At 70.3% G+C, this 22,669-nt stretch carries 16 protein-coding genes and 1 pseudogene; 12 read left to right on the forward strand and 5 right to left on the reverse strand.

Annotated features, from left to right (window positions below):
- Positions 1-43: 43 nt before the first annotated feature.
- Positions 44-244, forward strand: a complete 201-nt coding sequence (locus K3769_RS17755; RefSeq protein WP_267027393.1) for a DUF6191 domain-containing protein — start codon at positions 44-46, stop codon at positions 242-244.
- A gap of 25 nt (positions 245-269) precedes the next feature.
- Here K3769_RS17755 and K3769_RS17760 read toward each other — a convergent pair whose 3' ends face one another.
- Together K3769_RS17760 and K3769_RS17765 are read right to left on the reverse strand one after the other, a co-directional pair.
- Entirely contained in the window at positions 270-1,451 is a 1,182-nt protein-coding gene (locus K3769_RS17760) for a PQQ-dependent sugar dehydrogenase (protein ID WP_267027394.1), read from the reverse strand.
- 164 nt (positions 1,452-1,615) lie between these two features.
- On the reverse strand, positions 1,616-2,629 hold the full coding sequence (locus tag K3769_RS17765; protein WP_267027395.1) for an aldo/keto reductase: 1,014 nt from the start codon (positions 2,627-2,629) through the stop codon (positions 1,616-1,618).
- Positions 2,630-2,704: 75 nt separating this feature from the next.
- Between K3769_RS17765 and K3769_RS17770 the strand changes: the two genes are divergently transcribed.
- The 6 genes from K3769_RS17770 to serA all read left to right on the forward strand — a co-directional run bounded on the left by K3769_RS17770 (position 2,705) and on the right by serA (position 12,716).
- Entirely contained in the window at positions 2,705-3,646 is a 942-nt protein-coding gene (locus tag K3769_RS17770) for a 2-hydroxyacid dehydrogenase (RefSeq protein ID WP_267027396.1), read from the forward strand.
- A 403-nt stretch (positions 3,647-4,049) separates the two neighbouring features.
- A complete protein-coding gene (locus K3769_RS17775; protein WP_267027397.1) occupies positions 4,050-7,007 on the forward strand; it encodes a putative bifunctional diguanylate cyclase/phosphodiesterase in 2,958 nt (985 codons plus the stop codon).
- Positions 7,008-7,246: 239 nt separating this feature from the next.
- Positions 7,247-9,103 (forward strand): acetolactate synthase large subunit, encoded by a 1,857-nt coding sequence (locus K3769_RS17780; RefSeq protein ID WP_267027398.1) that lies wholly within the window; start codon positions 7,247-7,249, stop codon positions 9,101-9,103.
- Between the two features lie 26 nt (positions 9,104-9,129).
- Positions 9,130-9,657: an acetolactate synthase small subunit gene (gene ilvN, locus K3769_RS17785; RefSeq protein WP_189776235.1), complete on the forward strand. Its 528-nt coding sequence runs from the start codon at positions 9,130-9,132 to the stop codon at positions 9,655-9,657.
- Positions 9,658-9,789: 132 nt separating this feature from the next.
- Complete coding sequence (gene ilvC / locus K3769_RS17790; RefSeq protein ID WP_107021903.1) at positions 9,790-10,788, forward strand: ketol-acid reductoisomerase; 999 nt, start codon at positions 9,790-9,792, stop codon at positions 10,786-10,788.
- Between the two features lie 338 nt (positions 10,789-11,126).
- Entirely contained in the window at positions 11,127-12,716 is a 1,590-nt protein-coding gene (gene serA, locus K3769_RS17795; protein WP_267027399.1) for a phosphoglycerate dehydrogenase, read from the forward strand.
- Between the two features lie 99 nt (positions 12,717-12,815).
- Here the strand turns inward: serA and K3769_RS17800 are convergent.
- Positions 12,816-14,395 (reverse strand): annotated as a pseudogene (locus tag K3769_RS17800) (MFS transporter).
- Between the two features lie 123 nt (positions 14,396-14,518).
- On the opposite strand from K3769_RS17800, the gene K3769_RS17805 reads away from it, so the two are divergent.
- Positions 14,519-15,133 (forward strand): TetR/AcrR family transcriptional regulator, encoded by a 615-nt coding sequence (locus K3769_RS17805; RefSeq protein ID WP_267027400.1) that lies wholly within the window; start codon positions 14,519-14,521, stop codon positions 15,131-15,133.
- Here the strand turns inward: K3769_RS17805 and K3769_RS17810 are convergent, their stop codons facing one another.
- Complete coding sequence (locus K3769_RS17810) at positions 15,134-16,360, reverse strand: PucR family transcriptional regulator (RefSeq protein WP_267027401.1); 1,227 nt, start codon at positions 16,358-16,360, stop codon at positions 15,134-15,136.
- Positions 16,361-16,510: 150 nt separating this feature from the next.
- Between K3769_RS17810 and K3769_RS17815 the strand changes: the two genes are divergently transcribed.
- The 3 genes from K3769_RS17815 (at position 16,511) to K3769_RS17825 (ending at position 19,656) form a co-directional block, all read left to right on the forward strand.
- On the forward strand, positions 16,511-17,437 hold the full coding sequence (locus K3769_RS17815) for a proline dehydrogenase family protein (RefSeq protein WP_267027402.1): 927 nt from the start codon (positions 16,511-16,513) through the stop codon (positions 17,435-17,437).
- Between the two features lie 90 nt (positions 17,438-17,527).
- Positions 17,528-19,159 (forward strand): L-glutamate gamma-semialdehyde dehydrogenase, encoded by a 1,632-nt coding sequence (gene pruA / locus K3769_RS17820; protein ID WP_267027403.1) that lies wholly within the window; start codon positions 17,528-17,530, stop codon positions 19,157-19,159.
- A 368-nt stretch (positions 19,160-19,527) separates the two neighbouring features.
- Complete coding sequence (locus tag K3769_RS17825) at positions 19,528-19,656, forward strand: hypothetical protein (RefSeq protein WP_267027404.1); 129 nt, start codon at positions 19,528-19,530, stop codon at positions 19,654-19,656.
- Positions 19,657-19,728: 72 nt separating this feature from the next.
- Here K3769_RS17825 and K3769_RS17830 read toward each other — a convergent pair whose 3' ends face one another.
- A complete protein-coding gene (locus K3769_RS17830; protein ID WP_267027405.1) occupies positions 19,729-21,306 on the reverse strand; it encodes a purple acid phosphatase family protein in 1,578 nt (525 codons plus the stop codon).
- Positions 21,307-21,459: 153 nt separating this feature from the next.
- Here K3769_RS17830 and K3769_RS17835 point away from each other — a divergent pair, with 153 nt between their 5' ends.
- Complete coding sequence (locus K3769_RS17835) at positions 21,460-22,500, forward strand: 3-isopropylmalate dehydrogenase (protein ID WP_267027406.1); 1,041 nt, start codon at positions 21,460-21,462, stop codon at positions 22,498-22,500.
- The last annotated feature ends 169 nt before the right edge of the window (positions 22,501-22,669 follow it).

Consider the following 22,669-nt stretch of genomic DNA (forward strand, 5'->3'; position numbering starts at 1 on the left):
GTGAGGTTTACGCTGGAGGAGACGCCGGGCCGAGGGAGCCGCTGTGTTCAACATGATCGAGAACCTCTTCGCACCGGGCCGCAAGCACACCGAGGACGAGAACAAGCGGCTCGAACTGACGCGCGTGGACCTGAACGACGGCGACCCCGGACGGGGCCCGATAGACCTGACCTCGGGCAAGGTGGTCGTACGCCCGCCGACGCAGCCCACGGGGGAGGGGGACGACCCCACGGAGCGCACCTAAGGGCTGTCCCCTGGGCCTCGTCCGGTCACGTCACCCGCAGCTCCAGGATCCGGTCGTCCTTGCCGCCCGGGGTTCCCCTGCCGTCCGTCTCGCTCGTGACCAGCCACAGCTTGCCGCCGCCCGCCGCCACCACCGTGCGCAGCCGGCCGTAGTCGCCCTCCAGGAAGGCCTGGGGCTCCGCCGACTCCTGCGTGCCCTTGAGCGGGATGCGCCACAGCCGCTTGCCGCGCAGACCCGCCATCCAGACGGAACCCTTCGCGTAGGCGATCCCGCTGGGGGAGGCCTCGTCGGTGCTCCACTGGTCGACCGGGCTCTCGTACCGGGAGTCGTCGGACTTCCCCTCCACGTCCGGCCAGCCGTAGTTGCCGCCCGGCTTGATGTGGTTCAGCTCGTCCCAGGTGTCCTGGCCGAACTCGGAGGCGAACAGCCGCTGCCTGGAGTCCCAGGCCAGTCCCTGCACGTTGCGGTGGCCGTACGAGTAGACGGGTGAGTCGAAGGGGTTGCCCGGTGCCGGTTCGCCCTCCGGGGTCAGCCGCAGGATCTTGCCGCCCGTCGACTTCTTGTCCTGGGCCAGCTCGGTGACATAGGTCTCGCCCGTGCCCACGTACAGCATCTTGTCCGGGCCGAAGGCGATCCGGCCCCCGTTGTGGTTCGTGCCCTTGGGGATGCCCCGGAACACCGTGTCGGGGGCACCCAGCCGCTCACCGGCCGGCCTCTTCGCGTCGTACTGCATGCGCACGACGCGGTTGTCCGAGTCCGAGGTGAAGTACGCGTAGACCATGTGGTCCGACGCGTACGTCGGGGACAGGGCGAGGCCCATCAGACCGCCCTCGCCGCCGGGGGCGACGCCGGGCACCGAGCCCACCTCGGTCTGCTTGCCGGTCTTCTCGTCGACCAGGGTGATCGTCCCCTCGTCGCGCGAGGACACCAGGAGGCCGCCCTCGGGCAGGGGCGCCAGGCCCCAGGGGGACTTGAGGCCGTCGGTGACGGTCCGCACGACCTTCACGGAGCCCTTGGCGGGCGGCGCCTCCTCGGCCGCCCCCTCGGAGGCCGGGGCCGAGGCGCCGGACTCCGAACCGCCGGACTGCGCACCGCCCGGTGACGTACTCCTGCCGATGTCCGGGTCCAGCCCGTCACCCGAGGAGCACCCGGCCGTCAGCAGGAGCGTGGCTGCGGCCAGCACGGCCGTCACAGCTCGACGTTGCACGATGCAGGATCCCTTCGACGCGGCAGGTTCTACCTGTCATACACCGACCGGGCCCCGCGGGTTCCCGATCACGGACACCAATCGTCGCCCCCGCCCGAACCGGGCGACCCACCGGCGGGGCCGCGGCTCGCTTCCGGGACCCTCCTCGGCCCCCGTACCCCGCCTCAGTCCCACGACCCCAGTGCGGCGGGCAGTGCCGCCACCTCGGCGAGATCCTCCGCCGTCAGCCGCAGCCCGGCCGCCGCCGCGTTCTCCGCGGCCCAGCACTCCCGCTTGGTCCCGGGCACCGGAACCACCTGCTCCCCGCGCGACAGCACCCACGCGAGAGCCACCTGCGCGGGGGTGACGTCAGCGCCCCCCGCGCCCGCCGAGTGACGGGCAGCGATACGGCGCAGACCGACGACTATCGGCTGGTTCGCGGCCATCATCTCCGCGGTGAACCGGGGATGCCTGGCCCGCAGGTCGTCGGGTTCGAACCCCTCGCCGGGCGTGAGGGTCCCGGTCAGGAAGCCGTTGCCGAGCGGCATCGCGGCGAGGAAACCGACCCCGCGCGCCTCGCACCACGGCAGCAGGTCCTCCAGCGCCTCCGGCGACCACACCGACAGCTCGGCCTCCACCGCGCTCACCGGGAAGACCTGCTGCACCCGCTCCAGCTTCCGTATGGTCCCGTCGTGCAGCCGCGCCCCCGGCCGGCGGCCGGCGCGGGCGCCCACCGCGCACAGCCCGAGAGCCCGTACCTTCCCGGCCGACACGAGCTCCGCCATCGCACCCCAGGTCTCCTCGACCGGCACCTCCGGATCCTCGCGGTGCAGTTGGTAGAGGTCGATGACATCCGTCTGCAGCCGGCGCAGCGAGGCGTCGCACGCCCGCCGCACGTAGCCGGGACGGCCGTTGGCCACGATGTGCTGCTCACCCACCAGCAGGCCGACCTTGGTCGACACGAAGGCCTCCGCACGCCGCTCCTTCAGCGCGCGCCCGACCAGCAGCTCATTGGTGAACGGCCCGTACATGTCGGCGGTGTCCAGCAGGGTGGTGCCCCGGTCGAGAGCCGTGTGCACGGTGCGCAGCGACTCGGCGCCCCGCTGCCGCGAACCCGAGTAGGCCCAGTTCATCGGCATGCACCCGAGACCGACAGCCCCCACTTCGAGCGCCGCCGCCCCGATCGTCCTGCGCTCCACCTGGCCGTGCCCTCCCTCTCCTTGCACCCCAAACTAACCTCTGCGTCCACGGGGCCTTCGCATAGCCTCCTGACCATGACGTACGAAGTGTGGCTACCGTTTCCCCCGGACGAACTCGACGGCCTTCCCGAAGGCCTCGACTACCGGCACTGGAACGGCGAGGAGGACTTCCCCGCCGACCCCGCCGACTGCGCCTTCTACGTCGTGCCCTACATGAAGGGCGGCGACGTCTCCGTAAGACCCCTGGCCGACATGACCTCCGTGCAGGTCGTGCAGACCCTGTCGGCGGGCATCGACCACGTCCAGCCGGGCCTCGAACTGCTGCCCAGGGGTGTGCGGTTGTGCAACGCGCGCGGTGTGCACGACGCGAGCACCGCCGAGCTCGCCCTCACCCTGATCCTCGCCTCGCTGCGCGGCATTCCCGACTTCGTCCGCGGACAGGACCGCGAGGAGTGGCGGTCGGGGTTCCGTCCCGCACTGGCGGACAAGAGCGTTCTGATCGTCGGCTACGGAGCGGTGGGCTCCGCCATCGAGGACCGGCTCGCGCCGTTCGAGCTCGCGCGGGTGGCGCGCGTCGCGCGCTCCGCACGTGAGACCGCGCGCGGCCCCGTGCATCCGATTTCCGCCCTGCGGGAGCTCCTGCCGGAAGCCGATGTGGTGGTGCTCATCACGCCGCTCACCGAGCAGACGAAAGGCCTGGCCGGAGCCGATTTCCTGGCCCGGATGAAGGACGGGGCGCTCCTCGTGAACGTGGCTCGCGGCGGTGTCGTCGACACCAAGGCGCTCCTCGCCGAGCTGGAGAGCGGCCGGCTCCGGGCCGCCCTGGACGTCACGGACCCCGAACCGCTGCCGCCCGGCCACCCTCTGTGGCACGCCCCGAACGTGCTCATCAGCCCTCATGTGGGCGGCCCCACCTCCGCGTTCTTCCCTCGGGCCCAGCGGCTTCTCGTGGACCAGTTGAACCGTTTCGTGAACCGTGAGCCACTGCGGAACGTGGTCCTTACGACGGGCTCGTAGTCCTCCCCGTTCCCGTCCGGGCGCGTACGACGGGCACCCGTGGGTACCCTCCGCATTCCATCGAACGCGCGCCGTGTCCAATCCCCCGTCGATCGTCACGGAGCGTAGAGGAACTATGTCCCTGAGTGACGAGACTGGTGTATCGTCCCGACAGGGGCTGCGCCGCGCACCATCCGGCGCCGGGGACTGAGAGACAGCAACAGCGAGGGGGGCGACGGGCGATGCACGGCCTATGGACCAACGATCCGACGCGACGGGGCCGCCGACGGCGGCCCTGGTGTCCACCCGCGCGCAGATGCGGCCACAGCGGCCACCACCGCCGGCCGGGCGGTCGCAGGCGTCACCCACATCCGACGCACCGGGACCAGAGGGACGCGGGGGCGGCGCGGCCCGGAGCGACACCATGAGCTCCCCGGGGGCGGTGCTCGCCCGCGGTCAGCTCACCGGGGACGGGTCGCAGATGGTCCCGCAGCTCGTGCTCGCCCTGCTGTGCGCGGGATACGCCGTCGGTTCCGCGCTCGGCTGGGGCTCACCACGACTCGCCCTGATCATGGGCGACTTCGGCCTGAGCGCGGCGGCGGCCACCGCGGCCGTCTCCTGCTTCCTCTGCGCCCGCGCCCGGCGCAGCCGCTTTCGACCCGCATGGCTGCTCTTCTCGCTCTCCTCCGCGATGGCGGCGGTGGGCAACTTCGTCTGGGGCTGGTACGAGGTCGTGCTGGAGAGCCCGGTCCCCAGCCCGAGCTGGGCCGACCTGTTCTTCCTTTGCTTCGCGCCACCCGCCATCGTGGGACTGCTCGTCCTCGCCAAACGGCCGGTGAGCAAGGCCGGCTGGGTCTGTCTGGGGCTCGACGCCTGGCTGATCGGCGGCTCGCTGCTCACGCTCTCCTGGAGTCTCGCGCTCGCCCAGGCGGCCAGGGCGGAGGAGCCGAGCGTTCCGCACACCGCGCTGTCGCTCGCGTATCCGCTGCTGGACATCGCTCTCGTGAGCATGGTGCTCGCACTGCACTTCAGGCGATCGGCCGTGAACCGCTCCGCGGTGAACACCGCGATCGGGGCGCTGGCCCTGACGGTGATGTGCGACGCCCTGTTCACCTCGCCGCTGCTCCACAACGACTACCGCTCCGGGCAGCTGCTCGACGCCGGCTGGTTCGCCGGCTCCCTGCTGCTCGCCTACGCCCCCTGGGTGGGGCAGGGGCACGGACACACGGAAGAAGAAGGGCACACGCGCGTGGTGTACGGCTACGTGCCCGGGCCCCGGCAGGGACAACCGGCACACGTGCCCCTCCAGGAGGGAGGCCACGGCCGGTATCCCCTCGGCCGCCCGATCAGCAGTTCGCTGGCGGCGCTCACCCCCTACCTGGCAGCCGCCGTCTGCACGCTGGGGATTCTCTACAACGTGCTCAACGGCCGCAGCGTCGACCGCGTGGTGCTCGTCACCGGGGGCACGGTCGTGCTCGCCCTCGTCGTGCGCCAGGGCATCATGCTCGTCGACAACATCACCCTCACCCACGAACTGGCCCAGAAGGAGAACCACTTCCGCTCCCTGGTGCAGGGGTCCAGCGACGTCATCATGATCGCCGCTCCGAACGGCATCCTGAGGTACGTCAGCCCGGCCGCGGCCGGGGTCTACGGACGGCCCGCCGAGGAACTGGTCGGGTCCGAACTCGCCACGCTGATCCACCCGGAGGACCTGGGCTGCGTGGTGCACGAGGTGCGCCGCTTCCTCGCCGCCGACCCCATGGAGGAACCCACCACCCGCATGGAGTGCCGCTTCAGGTCCGGGGACGACCGCTGGCTCAATGTCGAGTCGACCGTCAACCGCCACCACGGCGGCCTCATCTTCAACAGCCGTGACGTGACCGAACGGGTGCGCCTGCAGGCCCAGTTGCAGCACAACGCCGAACACGACCCGCTCACCGACCTGCCCAACCGCGCCCTGTTCACCCGCCGTGTCGGACAGGCCCTCTCCGGCCGCCGCTCCTCCGACCACGGCACCGCCGTGCTCTTCATCGACCTCGACGGCTTCAAGGCGGTCAACGACACCATCGGCCACCAGGCCGGTGACGAGCTCCTCGTGCAGGCCGCCCGCAGGCTCCAGGACGCGGTCCGCAAGGGGGACACCGCCTCCCGGCTCGGCGGCGACGAGTTCGCGGCCCTGATCGTCGGCGACGGCTCCCGTGACCGCACCGCGCGCGAGCGCCACATCTTCGAACTAGCCGACCGGCTGCGTACGACCCTGTCGCAGCCGTATCTCATCGACGGCAACGATGTCCGGGTCGCCGCCTCCATCGGGGTGTCCTTCTCCGAGCCGGGCCTGGGCGCGGGCGAACTGCTGCGCAACGCCGACCTGGCGATGTACCGCGCGAAGGCGGCGGGCAAGGGCCGCGTCGAGCTGTACGTGCCACAGATGCAGCAGGACGTCGTCCGCAAGGCGGAGTTGGCCACCAGACTGCGCGCCGCCCTGCACGACGGCGAGTTCGCCCTGCTGCACCAGCCCGTGGTCTCCCTGGACACCGGCCGGATCACGGCGGTGGCCGCGCAGGCGCGCTGGCGCTCGGCCCAGGGGGTGCTGTTCACGCCCGCCGAGTTCCTCCGGGTCGCCGAGGACAGCGACCGCACCGCCGAACTGGGCCGCTGGATGCTGGAGGAGGCGGTCGAACAGGCCGCCGAGCGCGCCGCCGCCGGGCTCGCCGTGCCCGTCGCAGTCCGTATGACCGCCCGCAGACTCCTCGACCGCTCCATGCCGCTGAGTTCCGTGGAGGCGCTGCTCACGCGGCACGGACTGCCCTCGGGCGCCCTCATCGTGGAACTGGCCGAGACGGACCCCAAGGTCTCCCTGGACGAGCTGGAGCGCCGCCTGAAGGCGCTCAGGCGGCTCGGCGTGCGGATCGCCCTGGAAGGCTTCGGCAGCGGGTACGCCACGATCACCGCGCTGCGCCGGCTGCCCGTCGACGTACTGAGACTGGACCGCTCCCTGATCGAGGGGGTCGTCGAGTCCGCCAGGCTCCACAAGATCACCGGCGGACTGCTGCGGATCGCGAACGACCTGGGGCTGCAGACGGTGGCCGACGGCGTGGATCTGCCCGAGCAGGTCGTCGCCCTGCGCTCGATGGGCTGCACCCATGGACAGGGCGTGGCCTTCTCCGGACCGCTGGACGAGTACCGCATGCGCCGGGCCCTCGCCGGGGGTGTCTACGCCGTGCCCCACGGCCCCGTCGAACCCGTCTTCGCGGGAGGCGTGGGAAGCAGCGTCTTCGCAGGTGGGGGCAGGAACGCGTATGCGGCGGGGGCCGCCTCGGGAGGGTATGGAACCGGCCTCGCGCTGCGCTCACATAATGAGACTCCCGTCCCACCCACTTGACACGCACAGCGCGTCGGGGGGAGGGTCTGTGCCATGCGCACCCGAATTCTCGTACTTGGAAAGCGCGTCGGCTGAGCAGGGAAGCACCGGATCGATGACCCGGAAGTCCCCGCTACCGCACCCGACGCGCTCCCCTCGCCTGCCTCACGGCACGAGGGGTTTTTTGTTGCACCAGTGACTGTCGATCAGTAACCGCGAACCGTACGAACTTCGCAAAAACCCTCAGCATCGAGAAGAGAATGCCGATGACCGAGCAGGCCACCGGGGCCCACCACCCGCAGCCGCGGCCCCGTTCCGGAGGACAGCAGTCCGCGCCCGAGCAGGTGACGGGAGCGCAGTCCCTCGTCCGTTCTCTTGAGGAGGTCGGGGCCGACACGGTATTCGGCATTCCCGGCGGCACCATCCTCCCGGCGTACGACCCGCTGATGGACTCCGAGCGGGTGCGGCACGTGCTCGTCCGCCACGAGCAGGGCGCGGGCCACGCGGCCACCGGGTACGCGCAGGCCACCGGCAAGGTCGGGGTGTGCATGGCGACCTCGGGTCCCGGCGCCACCAACCTGGTCACCCCGATCGCCGACGCCCACATGGACTCGGTGCCGCTGGTCGCGATCACCGGCCAGGTCGTCTCCAAGGCGATCGGTACGGACGCCTTCCAGGAGGCGGACATCGTCGGCATCACCATGCCGATCACCAAGCACAGCTTCCTGGTCACGAGGGCCGAGGACATCCCCCAGGCGATCGCGCAGGCGTTCCACATCGCCTCCACCGGCCGTCCGGGTCCTGTCCTGGTCGACATCCCCAAGGACATCCTCCAGGCCAGGACCACCTTCTCCTGGCCGCCGGTCATGGACCTGCCCGGCTACCGCCCGGTGACCAAGCCGCACGCCAAGCAGATCCGCGAGGCGGCCAAGCTGATCACCCAGGCGAAGCGGCCCGTCCTCTATGTCGGCGGCGGCGTCATCAAGGCCGGCGCCACCGCCGAGCTGAAGGTCCTCGCGGAACTCACCGGAGCGCCCGTCACCACCACCCTGATGGCGCTCGGCGCATTCCCCGACAGCCACCCGCTGCACGTGGGAATGCCGGGCATGCACGGTTCGGTCACCGCCGTCACCGCGCTGCAGAAGGCCGACCTGATCGTCGCCCTCGGAGCCCGCTTCGACGACCGCGTCACCGGCAAGCTGGACAGCTTCGCCCCGCACGCGAAGATCGTCCACGCCGATATCGACCCGGCTGAGATCGGCAAGAACCGCGCCGCCGACGTGCCGATCGTCGGAGACGCCCGCGAGGTCGTCGCGGATCTGATCCAGGCCGTGCAGAAGGAGCACAGCGAGGGCCACGCGGGCGACTACAGCGCCTGGTGGAAGGACCTCGGCCGCTGGCGCGAGACCTACCCGCTGGGGTACGAGCAGCCCGACAACGGCTCGCTCTCCCCGCAGCAGGTCATCGAGCGCGTCGGACAGCTCGCCCCGCAGGGAACGATCTTCGCCGCGGGCGTGGGCCAGCACCAGATGTGGGCCGCGCACTACATCCAGTACGAGCAGCCCTCGACCTGGCTGAACTCCGGCGGCGCCGGGACGATGGGCTACGCGGTCCCGGCCGCGATGGGCGCCAAGGCCGGCGCACCGGAGCGTACGGTCTGGGCGATCGACGGCGACGGCTGCTTCCAGATGACCAATCAGGAGCTCACCACCTGCGCCCTGAACAACATCCCGATCAAGGTCGCCATCATCAACAACGGCGCCCTCGGGATGGTCCGCCAGTGGCAGACCCTCTTCTACAACCAGCGGTACTCCAACACCGTGCTGCACTCCGGTCCCGGCGCCGACGGCAAGCAACCGAGCGCCGGCACCCGCGTCCCCGACTTCGTCAAGCTGTCGGAGGCCATGGGCTGTTACGCGATCCGCTGCGAGTCCGCGGACGACCTGGACAAGGTCATCGAAGAGGCGAACTCGATCAACGACCGTCCCGTCGTGATCGACTTCATCGTCCACGAGGACGCCATGGTGTGGCCGATGGTCGCCGCCGGCACCTCGAACGACGAGATCCTGGCCGCCCGGGACGTCCGCCCCGACTTCGGCGACAACGAAGACGACTGAGAGCCGTAGGTAAAGGAAGCAGACCCATGTCCAAGCACACGCTCTCCGTCCTGGTGGAGAACAAGCCCGGTGTCCTCGCCCGGATCACCGCCCTCTTCTCCCGCCGCGGCTTCAACATCGACTCGCTCGCGGTCGGTGTCACCGAGCACCCCGACATCTCGCGCATCACCATCGTGGTGAACGTCATCGAGGCACTCCCGCTCGAACAGGTCACCAAGCAGCTCAACAAACTCGTCAACGTGCTGAAGATCGTCGAGCTGGAACCCGGCGCGGCGGTCCAGCGCGAACTCGTCCTGGTGAAGGTGCGCGCCGACAACGAGACGCGTTCCCAGATCGTCGAGATCGTCCAGCTGTTCCGCGCCAAGACCGTCGACGTCTCCCCGGAGGCCGTCACGATCGAGGCCACCGGCGGCGCCGACAAGCTGGAGGCCATGCTCAAGATGCTGGAGCCGTTCGGCATCAAGGAGCTCGTCCAGTCCGGCACGATCGCCATCGGCCGCGGCTCCCGCTCGATCACCGACCGGTCGCTGCGGGCCCTGGAGCGGTCCGCGTAAGCGATCGAAGTACGACCGGAAACGGGTGGTCGGCGACCGTCGGCCGCCCGCATTCCGAGACCCCGGAACTTCCCCACAGCCCTCCGGCATACGGTGGGACGCAACACCTGCACACCAAGGAGAGAACCCAAAGTGGCCGAGCTGTTCTACGACGCTGACGCCGACCTGTCCATCATCCAGGGCCGCAAGGTCGCGGTCATCGGTTACGGCAGTCAGGGCCACGCCCATGCGCTGTCGCTCCGTGACTCGGGCGTCGACGTCCGGGTCGGTCTGCACGAGGGCTCCAAGTCCAAGGCGAAGGCCGAGGAGCAGGGCCTGCGCGTGGTGACCCCCTCGGAGGCCGCCGCCGAGGCCGACGTCATCATGATCCTGGTCCCGGACCCGATCCAGGCCCAGGTCTACGAGGAGTCCATCAAGGACAACCTGAACGACGGCGACGCGCTGTTCTTCGGCCACGGCCTGAACATCCGCTTTGGCTTCATCAAGCCCCCGGCCGGCGTCGACGTCTGCATGGTCGCCCCCAAGGGCCCGGGCCACCTGGTGCGCCGTCAGTACGAGGAGGGCCGCGGCGTTCCGTGTATCGCGGCCGTCGAGCAGGACGCGACCGGCAACGGCTTCCCGCTGGCGCTCTCGTACGCGAAGGGCATCGGCGGCACGCGCGCCGGCGTCATCAAGACGACCTTCACCGAGGAGACCGAGACCGACCTGTTCGGTGAGCAGGCCGTCCTCTGCGGTGGTACGGCCGCGCTGGTCAAGGCGGGCTTCGAGACGCTGACCGAGGCCGGTTACCAGCCGGAGATCGCGTACTTCGAGTGCCTGCACGAGCTGAAGCTCATCGTCGACCTCATGTACGAGGGCGGCCTGGAGAAGATGCGCTGGTCGATCTCCGAGACCGCTGAGTGGGGCGACTACGTCACCGGCCCGCGGATCATCACGGACGCCACCAAGGCCGAGATGAAGAAGGTCCTCGCCGAGATCCAGGACGGCACCTTCGCCCAGGCGTGGATGGACGAGTACCACGGCGGTCTGAAGAAGTACAACGAGTACAAGACGGCCGACGCCGAGTCCCTGCTGGAGACCACCGGCAAGGAGCTGCGCAAGCTGATGTCCTGGGTCAACGACGACGAGTGACTCCGTCGGTCCGGCCGTGGTACCGGGGTTGCGCCCCGGTGCCGCGGCCGTAGTTGTCCGCCCGTGGTGACGTCGCGGGCGCTGCCCCGGACCCCGCTCCTCAAACTCCCCCACAGCCTCAAGGGCGCGGGGGACCCCAGGGGCTGAAGATGTGCGTACGCGCTGATGTGCACGTGCGAGTGATCCTTCTGCGGAGGCGCGTGAACACGGCGCGTCGCCACTAGACTGCAGCACTACATACGCGTCGGGCCCACAGCGTCGTGCGTCTTCCACGCGGCAATCCTTCACCGCCTGCGGCCGTCGGGACGGCCGTCCGCAATGGACTTGTGAGGACTCACGTGAGCTCGAAACCTGTCGTACTCATCGCTGAAGAACTGTCGCCCGCGACCGTGGACGCACTGGGCCCGGACTTCGAGATCCGGCACTGCAACGGCGGCGACCGCGCCGAGTTGCTGCCCGCCATCGCCGACGTCGACGCGATCCTGATCCGCTCCGCGACGAAGGTCGACGCCGAGGCCGTCGCCGCCGCGAAGAAGCTGAAGGTCGTCGCACGAGCCGGCGTCGGCCTGGACAACGTCGACGTCTCCGCCGCCACCAAGGCCGGCGTGATGGTCGTCAACGCCCCCACCTCGAACATCGTGACCGCGGCCGAGCTGGCCTGCGGTCTGCTGCTCGCCACCGCGCGTCACATTCCGCAGGCCAACACGGCCCTGAAGAACGGCGAGTGGAAGCGCAGCAAGTACACGGGTGTCGAGCTCGCGGAGAAGACCCTCGGCGTCGTCGGCCTGGGCCGTATCGGCGCGCTCGTCGCCCAGCGCATGTCGGCGTTCGGTATGAAGGTCGTCGCCTACGACCCCTACGTACAGCCCGCGCGGGCCGCGCAGATGGGCGTCAAGGTCCTCTCGCTGGACGAGCTGCTCGAAGTCTCCGACTTCATCACCGTCCACCTGCCGAAGACGCCCGAGACCCTCGGTCTCATCGGCGACGAGGCGCTGCACAAGGTGAAGCCGTCGGTGCGGATCGTCAACGCCGCGCGCGGCGGGATCGTCGACGAGGCCGCGCTCTACTCGGCGCTGAAGGAGGGCCGGGTCGCCGGCGCCGGCCTCGACGTGTACGCGAAGGAGCCCTGCACGGACTCCCCGCTCTTCGAGCTCGACCAGGTCGTCTGCACCCCGCACCTCGGCGCCTCCACGGACGAGGCGCAGGAGAAGGCCGGTATCGCCGTCGCCCGCTCGGTGCGTCTCGCCCTCGCCGGTGAGCTGGTCCCGGACGCGGTGAACGTCCAGGGCGGGGTCATCGCCGAGGACGTCAAGCCGGGTCTGCCGCTCGCCGAGAAGCTCGGCCGCATCTTCACCGCGCTCGCGGGCGAGGTCGCGGTCCGCCTCGACGTCGAGGTGTACGGCGAGATCACCCAGCACGACGTCAAGGTGCTCGAACTCTCCGCGCTCAAGGGCGTCTTCGAGGACGTCGTCGACGAGACCGTGAGTTACGTCAACGCCCCGCTGTTCGCGCAGGAGCGTGGCGTCGAGGTACGGCTGACCACGAGCTCGGAGTCCTCGGACCACCGGAACGTGGTCACCGTGCGCGGCACCCTCGGTGACGGCCAGGAGGTCTCGGTCTCCGGTACGCTCGCCGGCCCCAAGCACCACCAGAAGATCGTGGCCGTCGGTGAGTACGACGTGGATCTGGCGCTCGCCGACCACATGGTCGTCCTCAACTACACCGACCGTCCCGGTGTCGTCGGCACCCTCGGCCGGATTCTCGGCGAGGCGGGAATCAACATCGCCGGTATGCAGGTCGCCCGTGCTGATGTGGGCGGCGCGGCGCTCGCCGTCCTCACGGTGGACGACACGGTCCCGCAGCCGGTCCTGACGGAACTGGCGGAGGAAATCGGCGCAACGCAGGCCCGCTCGGTAAACTTGGTCTGACCCCGACCCAAAAGATTGCGCCGTTCCCCGCGCCCCCGTCCGGGGGCGCGGGGAACGGCGCAATCGTTTTCGGGGGTTCGGGGGCGGCAGCCCCTGAGTTCAGGGACGGGAAAGGGTAGGGGCGGCGGGGGCGAGATCCGTCCTGGAGCATTCCAGGTCGCGGACCCGTACCTGGCGCAGCGTCACCGATGCCAACACCGCCGCACCCAGAAGAAGCAGCGCACCGGCAACCGCAGCCACCTGCATCCCACTTGTGAAAGCCTCCCGCGCGGCGACAACCACCGCGTCCCCCGCCCGCGAGGGCAACCCCCGCGCCTCGGCAAGCGCCGCCCCCAGCGTCTCGCGCGCCCCCGCCGGCGCCGAGGTCGGCATCTCGTGCCGGTACACCGCCGTGCCGATCGACCCCAGCAGCGCCATCCCCAGCGCGCCCCCGAACTCCGCCCCGGTCTCCAGGACCGAGGACGCGGTCCCCGCCTGCCGGGCCGGTACGGTGCCCAGCGCCAGGTCCATCATCTGGGACATCACGGCGACGATCCCGGAGGCGATGACGCCCGCCGCCGCGAGCACCAGCCACATCGAGTCCGTACCGGCGACCGCGAGCATCCCGTATCCGCAGGCGGCGAGGACGAAGCCGCCGGCGACGACGTACGCCCGGTGCACTCCTCGCCGGACGAGCCACGCGGCGACCGGCGCGGCGACACCGACAAGGACCGTGGGCAGCAGGGCCCACAGCGCTGCCTCCATGGAGCTCTTGCCGAGCACCGACTGGAGGTACTGCGTGGTGAAGTACGCCGAGCCCAGCATGGCGAACGACGAAGCAGGTTCAGTACCACCGCGGGCGCGAAGCCCCGGCCGCGGAAGAGCGCGGGCGGGAGCATCGGTGACGCGGCGGTCCGCTGACGCTGGACGAACAGCGCGGCGAAGAGCAGGCCGACGGTCACCGAGACGACGTAACGGACGTGCCAGCCCTCCGACGGGATCTCCTTGAGGCCGTAGATCACCGGCAGGACGGCCGCCATGGACAGCGGCACGCTCAGCAGGTCGAAGCGGCCCGGCGACGGGTCCCGCGACTCGGGGAGCAGGAACGGGCCGAGGAGCAGCAGGAGTGCCATCGCGGGCAGGTTCACCAGGAACACCGAGCCCCACCAGAAGTGCTCGACGAGGACGCCGCTCATCACCGAGCCGAGCGCGACACCGCCCGTCATCACCGCGGACCACATGCCGATCGCCTTGGAGCGCTGGGCCGGGTCCGTGAAGAGCGTGCGGATCATCGCCAGGGTGGACGGCATCAGGGTCGCGCCGCCGATGCCGAGCGCCGCGCGGGCCGCGATCAGTGTTTCCGGGCTGTTCGCGTACGCGGCGACCAGTGAGGCGGCGCCGAAGGCGGCGGCGCCTACCAGGAGGAGCTTGCGCCGGCCGACGCGGTCGCCGACCGAGCCCATCGTCATCAGCAGCCCGGCGAGCACGAAGGCGTACACGTCGAAGATCCACAGCTGCTGGGTGCCGCTCGGCTCCAGGTCCGCGCTGATCTGCGGAATCGCGAAGTAGAGGACCGAGACGTCCATGGAGACGAGGAGCAGCGGCAGCATCAGGACGGCGAGCGCGGTCCATTCGCGGCGGCCGGCCAGAGGTCCGGAGGGGGGTGCGGCGTCGGAGATCGGGTGCGGGGTGTTCGTCATGCGGTGGACTGTACGGGCGTATAAAACACGTGTCTAGTACGTGCGTGTAATACGTGTGAGTGAGACGCGTGAGTAAGACGTACGTCTGGGACGGTTGTCTGTCGCGGGGGTACGCTGAGCGGCATGGGACACCGTGAGGATCTGCTCGAAGGCGCCAAGCGCTGCCTGCTGGAGAAGGGCTTCGCGCGGACGACCGCGCGCGACATCGTCAAGGAGTCGGGCACCAACCTGGCGTCGATCGGCTACCACTACGGGTCGAAGGACACGCTCCTCGCGGAGGCGTACATCTCCATCGTCGAGGGGGTCTCCGACCGCTTCGACGGTGCGGACGGGCCGCGCGGGGCGGCCGGTTCCGAGCCGGGTTCGCTGGAGCGGTTCCACGAGGTCTGGGAGAGCGTCATCGCGACCATGCGCGCACCCGGCTCGCCCTGGCACCTGAGCATGGAGATCGTGGCCATGGGCGACAAGCTGCCCGGGGTGCGCGCCCATCTCGCGAAGGCCCAGCGCGAGGGGGCGCGCGGCATCATTCCGATGCTGATGGGCGGCCGGGAGGAGGACGTGTCCGAGGGCGACGTCGACACCCTCGGCAAGTTCTACATGACCCTGATGATGGGGCTCATCGCCCAGTGGACCTTCGACCCCGAGACCGCGACCGACGCCGCCGAACTCACCACGGGCCTGCGGAAGATCATCGCGGCGACGGAGGGGAAGGTGCCGGGTCCGAAGGGGGACCGGTGACTACTCCGGCCGCGGGATCCAGAGGCGTCCCGCCTTGATCGCCATGTGCAGCAGCAGCCGGTCCTCGCCGTCGTCCAGGTCCAGGTCCGTGAGCTGTTCGACGCGGGAGAGGCGGTAGTAGAGGGTCTGGCGGTGGATGCCCAGCTCCGCCGCGGCGCGGCCCGCCTGGCCCGCGCAGTCGAGGAACACCTCGGCGGTGCGGGCCAGTTCGCGGTGGGCGGGGGTGAGCAGCGGGCGGACGGCCGGGTCGTCGGCGGCGGCCGGGGCCAGCGTCGACAGCAGACGGTACGGGCCGATCGACGACCAGTGCGCGACCGGGCCCAGCCGGGGCTCGGCCAGGGCCGCGCGGGCGGCGGCGGAGGCCTCCTGCCAGCCGGCGGCGAGGTCGGTGAGACCGGTGCGGGGGACGGCGATCCCGGCCGCCGCCACCCCGTTGAAGCGCTGACCGGGCGGGGCGGACCCCCGTACCTCCTCGGCCCTCTCCAGGAGGCGGGCCGCCGCCGCGGTCGCCGGGGTGAGGACGTCGGGGGAGCGCAGCCGGACCAGCAGGGCCAGGCCCTGGGCGTCGGTGTTCCAGGGGAGGGCGCACAGCGCGGTGGCGCCCGGGATCGTCCGTACGGAAGGGGCGTCGTCCGGGTCGGCCGAGGGCCAGGCGGCCACGCAGAGCACGGTGTGCGGGCCCTCGCCGCGCGGGCCGAGGGCCGTCCGCAGTTCCGTCACCGCCAGCTCCCGCTGCCAGCCGCTCCCGGCGGTGAGCACGGCACGCAGTTCGCGGCTGAGGTCGGCGCCCGCCTGGGCCTCGTCCGCGAGCAGGGCGCCGATGCGCGGCGTCACCTCCATGGCCGCGGCGAGCTGCGGGTCGGTCGGGCCCGGTTCGTCGGCCAGGAGCCACACATAGCCGAGGGCGACACCCCGATGGCGTACCGGGAGGCAGACCCGGCCCCGGTGGACGCCCGCCTCCGGAGTCGGCGGGATACGCACCGGTCCTGTCGCTCGCGCGATGCCGAAACTCTCGAACCAGGTGCGGACCGCCGCCGTGGAGCGGCGCGTGAGGATCGAGCGGGCGCGCACCGGGTCCAGCGCGGAGGCGTCGAGTTCGCCCTCGCTGTCGTACGCGCCGAAGGCGAGCAGCTCGAAGTCGCGGTTCTCCAGCGTCGCGGGGGCGCCCAGAAGCTCCGAGATCTCGTCGACCAGGTCCTGATAGTCACCTTTGAATTCGGCCGTCACCTGGGCATTGTGCCTCCTTTCCGACCGCCTTCATACATCTGTCTGAGATCGGCGACACGGATGCGTGACAGCTGTCGATGGCTGACGATCGGGGGAATCCCTAGGTTTCACGGTGGTTCTCCGTCTACCGGCTTTCTGTGGAGGTGCCCCGTGCTGGGTCCCGTGATTCTCGCCGCCTCGCGCAGCGACCGGATGCGTCGTCTCGTCTCGGCGGCCCCGGTGACCAGGCCGGTCGTCGACCGCTTCATCCCCGGTGAGAGCGTCGACCAGATCGTGCCGATCATCCAGGACCTCACGGCCAAGGGCCTGGAGCTGACCATGGATGTCGTCGGCGAGGACATCACCACCCCCGAGCAGGCCGGGGCCGCCCGGGACGCCTACCTGGAGCTGATCGGCCGCCTCGCGGAACTCGACCTCGGGACGCGCGCCGAGATGTCGGTGAAGCTGTCCATGTTCGGACAGGCGCTGGAGGGCGGGCACGAGCTGGCGCTGGCCAACGTCCGCCCTGTCGTCGAGGCCGCCGCCGCCATCGGCACGACCGTCACGCTCGACGCCGAGGACCACACCACCCTGGACTCGATGTTCGCCATCCACGAGGAGCTCCGCAAGGACTTCCCCGAGACCGGCTGCGTCATCCAGGCCTACCTCTTCCGCACCGAGGCAGACGCCCGCCGCCTCGCCGCGAACGGCAGCCGCGTACGGCTCGTGAAGGGCGCGTACAAGGAGCCCGCCGAGGTCGCGTACCTGCAGAAGCCGGAGATCGACAAGGCGTACGTCCGGGTCCTGCGCATCCTCATGGAGGGCGACGGGTACCCGATGATCGGGTCCCACGACCCGCGCCTGATCTCCATCGCGCAGGAACTGGGACGGCGCGCCGGACGCAAGATCGACGAGTACGAGTTCCAGATGCTGTACGGGATCAGGAGCGACGAGCACCTCAGGCTGGCCGCCGAGGGCCACCGCATGCGCGTCTACACCGCCTACGGCACCGACTGGTACGGCTACTTCATGCGTCGTCTGGCGGAGAAGCCGGCCAATCTGCTCTTCTTCGCCCGGTCCGTCCTCACCAGGGACTGACCCGGGCGCCGAGCCCCAGGACTTCAGCAAGGGGGCCGCCATCACGGGCCCGAGCCCCGAAACGCCCGCTCATCAAGGAGTACGGAACCCATGGACGCAGTGACCCAGGTCCCCACGCCCGTCAACGAGCCGGTGCACGGCTATGCCCCCGGCTCGGCCGAGCGCGCCCGCCTGGAGGCGAAGCTCAAGGAGCTGGCCGAGAACCCCATCGACCTGCCGATGACCATCGGCGGCGAGAAGCGCATGGGCGGCGGCGAGCCGTTCCAGGTGGTCCAGCCGCACAACCACAAGGCCGTCATCGGCACCCTGCGCAACGCCACCGGGCAGGACGCCCAGGACGCGATCGACGCGGCCCTCGCCGCCGCGCCCGCCTGGCGCGCGATGTCCTTCGACGACCGCGCCGCGATCATCCTGCGCGCCGCCGAGCTGCTGTCCGGACCGTGGCGCGAGACCCTCGCGGCCTCCACGATGCTGGGCCAGTCCAAGACCGCCCAGCAGGCCGAGATCGACTGTCCCTGCGAGCTCGTCGACTTCTGGCGCTTCAACGTGAAGTACGCCCGTGACCTGCTCGCCGAGCAGCCCCCGGCGAACTCGCCCGGCGTCTGGAACCGCCTCGACCACCGCCCCCTCGAAGGCTTCGTCTACGCGATCACGCCGTTCAACTTCACGGCCATCGCGGGCAACCTGCCCACCGCCCCCGCGCTCATGGGCAACGTCGTCGTGTGGAAGCCGTCCCCGACGCAGACCCACGCCGCCGTGCTGCTCATGCAGCTCCTGGAGGAGGCGGGCCTGCCCAAGGGCGTCATCAACCTCGTCACCGGCGACGGCATCGAGGTCTCCGGGGTCGCCCTGGAGCACCGGGACCTGGCCGGCGTGCACTTCACCGGTTCGACCAAGACCTTCCAGTACCTGTGGAAGACGGTCGGCAACAACATCGAGAAGTACCGCACCTACCCGCGCATGGTCGGCGAGACCGGCGGCAAGGACTTCGTCGTCGCGCACCCGAGCGCCGACCGCGCCGTCCTGAAGACCGCTCTGACCCGCGGCTCCTTCGAGTACCAGGGCCAGAAGTGCAGCGCCTCCTCGCGCGCCTACATCCCGGCCTCCATCTGGAACTCCGGCTTCAAGGAGGAGTTCGCGGCCGAGGTCGACGGCATCACCATGGGTGACGTCACCGACCTGTCGAACTTCATCGGCGCTGTCATCGACGAGCGGTCCTTCGCCAAGAACAAGGCCGCGATCGACCGGGCCGCCGCGGACCCGGCCTGCACGATCGTCGCGGGCGGCACCTACGACGACTCGGTCGGCTACTTCGTGCGCCCGACCGTCGTCGAGTGCTCGGACCCGGCCAACGAGGTCTTCACCACGGAGTACTTCGGCCCGTTCCTCGCCGTGCACGTCTACGAGGACGAGAAGTACGACGAGATGCTGACCCAGATGGAGTCGGTCTCGGACTACGCGCTCACCGGCTCGGTCATCGCGGGCGACCGCGCCGCCGCCGCGTACACGATGGAGAAGCTGCGCTACGCCGCCGGCAACTTCTACATCAACGACAAGTCGACCGGTGCCGTCGTCGGCCAGCAGCCCTTCGGCGGCGGTCGCGCGTCCGGCACGAACGACAAGGCGGGCGCCCCGCAGAACCTGATGCGCTGGACGCTGACTCGCGCCATCAAGGAGACGCTGGTCGCCCCGACCGACTACCCGTACCCCCACATGGGCTGATCGCCGCCCGCCCCGGACCGGGACGTCCCCGTACACGGGCCGCGTCCCCACCGAACCGCCCCCGCCCCGGAAGCACCCCTCCGGGCCGGGGGCGGCGGTATGTCGGAAACGCATAAGTGCAGGTCAGGGAGGGGTGACCCAAGTCGCCGTCTCAGATAGTAGGAAGTCCGACTAACCATGGAGACAGATGCGGCGTCCTCGCTTAGCTTGGTAGGAGCCGAACGTCTCGCTGGACCCAGCGAATGGCGGTAGTGAGCCGGAGCCCCTGGCAGGCAACCCCTGCGGCACCGCTCCCCGCCCCTTCCGGCGTCTCGTAACCCCTCACCGTATTTCCGGCGGCCCTGCCGGAGGCAAGGAGTCGATTCACCATGGCCGAGACGACCGCCCGCCGAGTCCGTCACGTCTCCCGCACCAGCGAGTCCGACCGCAAGAAGGCCGCAGCCGCGCTCCAGCGCGCCCTCGACCGCCGGGACAACGGCGGCTCGACGGGCCACTGAGCCCCCTCCCCGCCGCCCGACGTCACGCGCAGAAGCCGGGAGCCGCGCCCGACCGGGGTGCGGCGCGGGGTCTCACGCCCCGCGCCGCACCTCGAAGTGGTCGATGCGCCTGCCGCTCTCGGCGAGCGCCGACACCGTGAGCCGGGGAGCCGGTCCCGCCTTCGCCTCCACGGAGAGGAAGGAGTAGCCGGTGTACCGCACCCGCGACCACTCCACGGTGTCGGGATTCTGGTTCTTCGACTTCGTCCAGTGATAGGTGTCCACGGACTCGCGGTCGGCGACCTTCCCCTCGTAGCTGTCCTTCACCCCCGAGGGGAAGCTGTACAGGCTCTTGCCCGCGCCGCCCGCCGTGACGTACACGATCCCGTCCCGCGTCGGATCCGTCGACGCGCCGATGGGCACCGGCTTGCCCACCCCGCCGTTCTTGACGGCGTCGGTGCGCTCGTACACGTGGTTGTGGCCGTTGATCACCAGATCCACCTGGTGCTTGGTGAACAGCGGCAGCCAGGCGTCCCGCACGCCGCCGTCCGAGGCGTGGGTCGACGTCGAGTAGGCGCAGTGGTGGAAGAAGACCACGACGAAGTCGATCCCCTTGTCCTTGCGCAGTTCCCCGAGCCGCTTGTCCAGCCACTCCGTCTGCCGGCCGTCCGAGTAGCCCTTGTTGGCCGGGATCTCGTACGACACGTCGTTCGCGTCCAGCGCCACGATCCCCACGTTGCCGTACGTGAACGAGTAGACGCCCGGCGCGTTCTTCGCGTCGAAGCCGTTGTCGGGGAGCGAGAAGCGCGCCGACTGGCCGCCGTACCCGTTCGGCGAGTACCAGGCCTCCATGTCGTGGTTGCCGGTCGTCACCATCCATGGAACCGTCTTCGCGACCGTCTCCGTCTGCTTGATGAACAGGTCCCAGGCGGTCGGGTCGTAGATGTCCGACTCCTCGCCGTGGCCCGTCACGTCCGCGTAGCAGATGTCGCCCGCGTGCAGATGGAAGGCGGGCTCCCGGCCGAGGATCAGCTTGTCGTTGGCGAGCGCGTCGGGGGTGACGCCCTGGTCGCCGAACGCGGTGAACACGAACGTCTCCGCGCGGGCGGGCGCCGTGGTGAACGAGCCGACCGTCGCGTGCCGTTCCTTGGTCGCCGGGTCGAACCCCTCGTGCCCGACGCCGTAGTAGTACGTCGTCCCGGGCCGCAGACCGTCCAGCGCCGCGTGCAGATAGAACTGGTCGAGGGCGAGCCGTACGCCGTCCAGCCCCGGCGTGTGCAGGTCGCGCACCTCGGCCTCGATCCGCCGGCTCAGCTCCCAGGGCTTGAGCCCCACCCGCACGTACGGCTTCCTGACCGCGAGGGGCACCTGCCAGGAGATCCGCATCTGGGTCCTCGGGTCCGCGCCGAAGGCGAGATGGCGGCCGAAAGGGGTGACGACCGCGCCGTCCACCCGTTCGGTGGGCGTGGAGCCGCCCGACAGGGGAGAGGGGGTACGGGTCGCCGCGCCCGTACCGGAGCCCGAGCAGCCGGTGAGCAGCCCGCCGGCCACCGCGCCCGCGCTCACCAGGGCGCGGCGGCGGGTGAACTTCGTCCGCAGGTACTCGTACTGCTCCGCCATGCTCATCCGGCGGGCGAGCCGCGGCGGGATGCCGACGTCGGGAGTGTCCATGCCTGTGAACTTCCCAGCAAGCGCCAACATCCGCCATACGTACAGGTGAACGGGGGACGGCGGATTCATGCGCCCACGCCGGGCGACCACCCGGCCCTGTCCGTATGACGGACGCCCCATGTCATCCCGTGGGACGGGGAGTAGGGTGCCGACATGTCTCGCAGCATCGATCTCGCAGTGATCCCCGGTGACGGCATCGGCCAGGAAGTCGTGGCCCAAGGCCTGAAGGTCCTCTCCGCCGTCCTCCCGCAGGATGTGAAGCTGGAGACCAAGGAGTTCGACTTCGGCGCCCGGCGCTACCGCGCGACCGGTGAGACCCTCACCGACGCCGACCTCGACGCCCTGAAGCGGCACGACGCCATCCTGCTCGGCGCGATCGGTGACCCGTCGGTCCCGTCCGGCGTCCTGGAGCGCGGCTTCCTGCTCAAGCTCCGCTTCGCCTTCGACCACCACGTCAACCTGCGTCCGTCGAAGCTGCTCCCGGGCGTCGCCACCCCGCTCGCGGGCCAGCCGGAGATCGACTTCGTGGTCGTCCGCGAGGGCACCGAGGGCCCCTACACCGGCAACGGCGGCACGATCCGCAAGGGCACCCCGCACGAGGTCGCCACCGAGGTCTCCGTGAACACGGCCTTCGGTGTCGAGCGCGTCGTGCGTGACGCCTTCGCCCGCGCCCAGGCCCGCCCCCGCAAGAAGCTCACGCTGGTCCACAAGAACAACGTGCTGACCTTCGCGGGCCACCTGTGGACGAACACCTTCAACAAGGTGGCCGAGGAGTTCCCCGAGGTCACCACGGACTACATCCACGTGGACGCCGCGACGATCTACCTCGTCACGGACCCCGCCCGCTTCGACGTGATCGTCACCGACAACCTCTTCGGCGACATCATCACCGACCTCGCCGCGGCCGTCTCCGGCGGCATCGGCGTCGCCGCCTCGGGCAACATCAACCCGAGCGGCGAGTTCCCGTCCATGTTCGAGCCGGTGCACGGCTCGGCCCCGGACATCGCGGGCCAGGGCAAGGCCGACCCCAGCGCCACCGTCCTGTCCGTCGCCCTCCTGCTGCGCCACCTCGGATACGAGACCGAGGCCGCCCGCATCGAGGACGCCGTCTCCGCCGACCTCGCGGAGCGCGGCAGCGCCACCCGTACCACCGAGGAGATCGGCGACGCGCTCGCCGCACGAGTATCCGGCTGACCCGCCGGTACCACCCCAAGCCGCCGGGTCGCTTCCGCACCCGGCGGCTTTTCGTATGCCCCGCCGGGTGTCACCATCAATCCCTGGGCCGCATTCACACCGTTTCCGCCCCCCGTGGACCCTCCCGCCGCGGGCGGTACCGCATTCGGCACATCTCGCGTGATAATCG

Origin of the sequence: Streptomyces ortus (genome assembly GCF_026341275.1) — a bacterium.
Classification (GTDB): Bacteria; Actinomycetota; Actinomycetes; order Streptomycetales; family Streptomycetaceae; genus Streptomyces; species Streptomyces ortus.

Coding starts and splice junctions, on each gene's coding strand:
- pruA (WP_267027403.1), top strand. CDS start 17,528: ATGGACGCAGTGACCCAGGTCCCCACGCCCGTCAACGAGCCGGTGCAC.
- ilvN (WP_189776235.1), top strand. CDS start 9,130: ATGTCCAAGCACACGCTCTCCGTCCTGGTGGAGAACAAGCCCGGTGTC.
- K3769_RS17780 (WP_267027398.1), top strand. CDS start 7,247: ATGCCGATGACCGAGCAGGCCACCGGGGCCCACCACCCGCAGCCGCGG.
- K3769_RS17770 (WP_267027396.1), top strand. CDS start 2,705: ATGACGTACGAAGTGTGGCTACCGTTTCCCCCGGACGAACTCGACGGC.
- K3769_RS17805 (WP_267027400.1), top strand. CDS start 14,519: ATGGGACACCGTGAGGATCTGCTCGAAGGCGCCAAGCGCTGCCTGCTG.
- K3769_RS17775 (WP_267027397.1), top strand. CDS start 4,050: ATGAGCTCCCCGGGGGCGGTGCTCGCCCGCGGTCAGCTCACCGGGGAC.
- K3769_RS17830 (WP_267027405.1), bottom strand. CDS start 21,306: ATGGACACTCCCGACGTCGGCATCCCGCCGCGGCTCGCCCGCCGGATG.
- K3769_RS17835 (WP_267027406.1), top strand. CDS start 21,460: ATGTCTCGCAGCATCGATCTCGCAGTGATCCCCGGTGACGGCATCGGC.
- K3769_RS17825 (WP_267027404.1), top strand. CDS start 19,528: ATGGCCGAGACGACCGCCCGCCGAGTCCGTCACGTCTCCCGCACCAGC.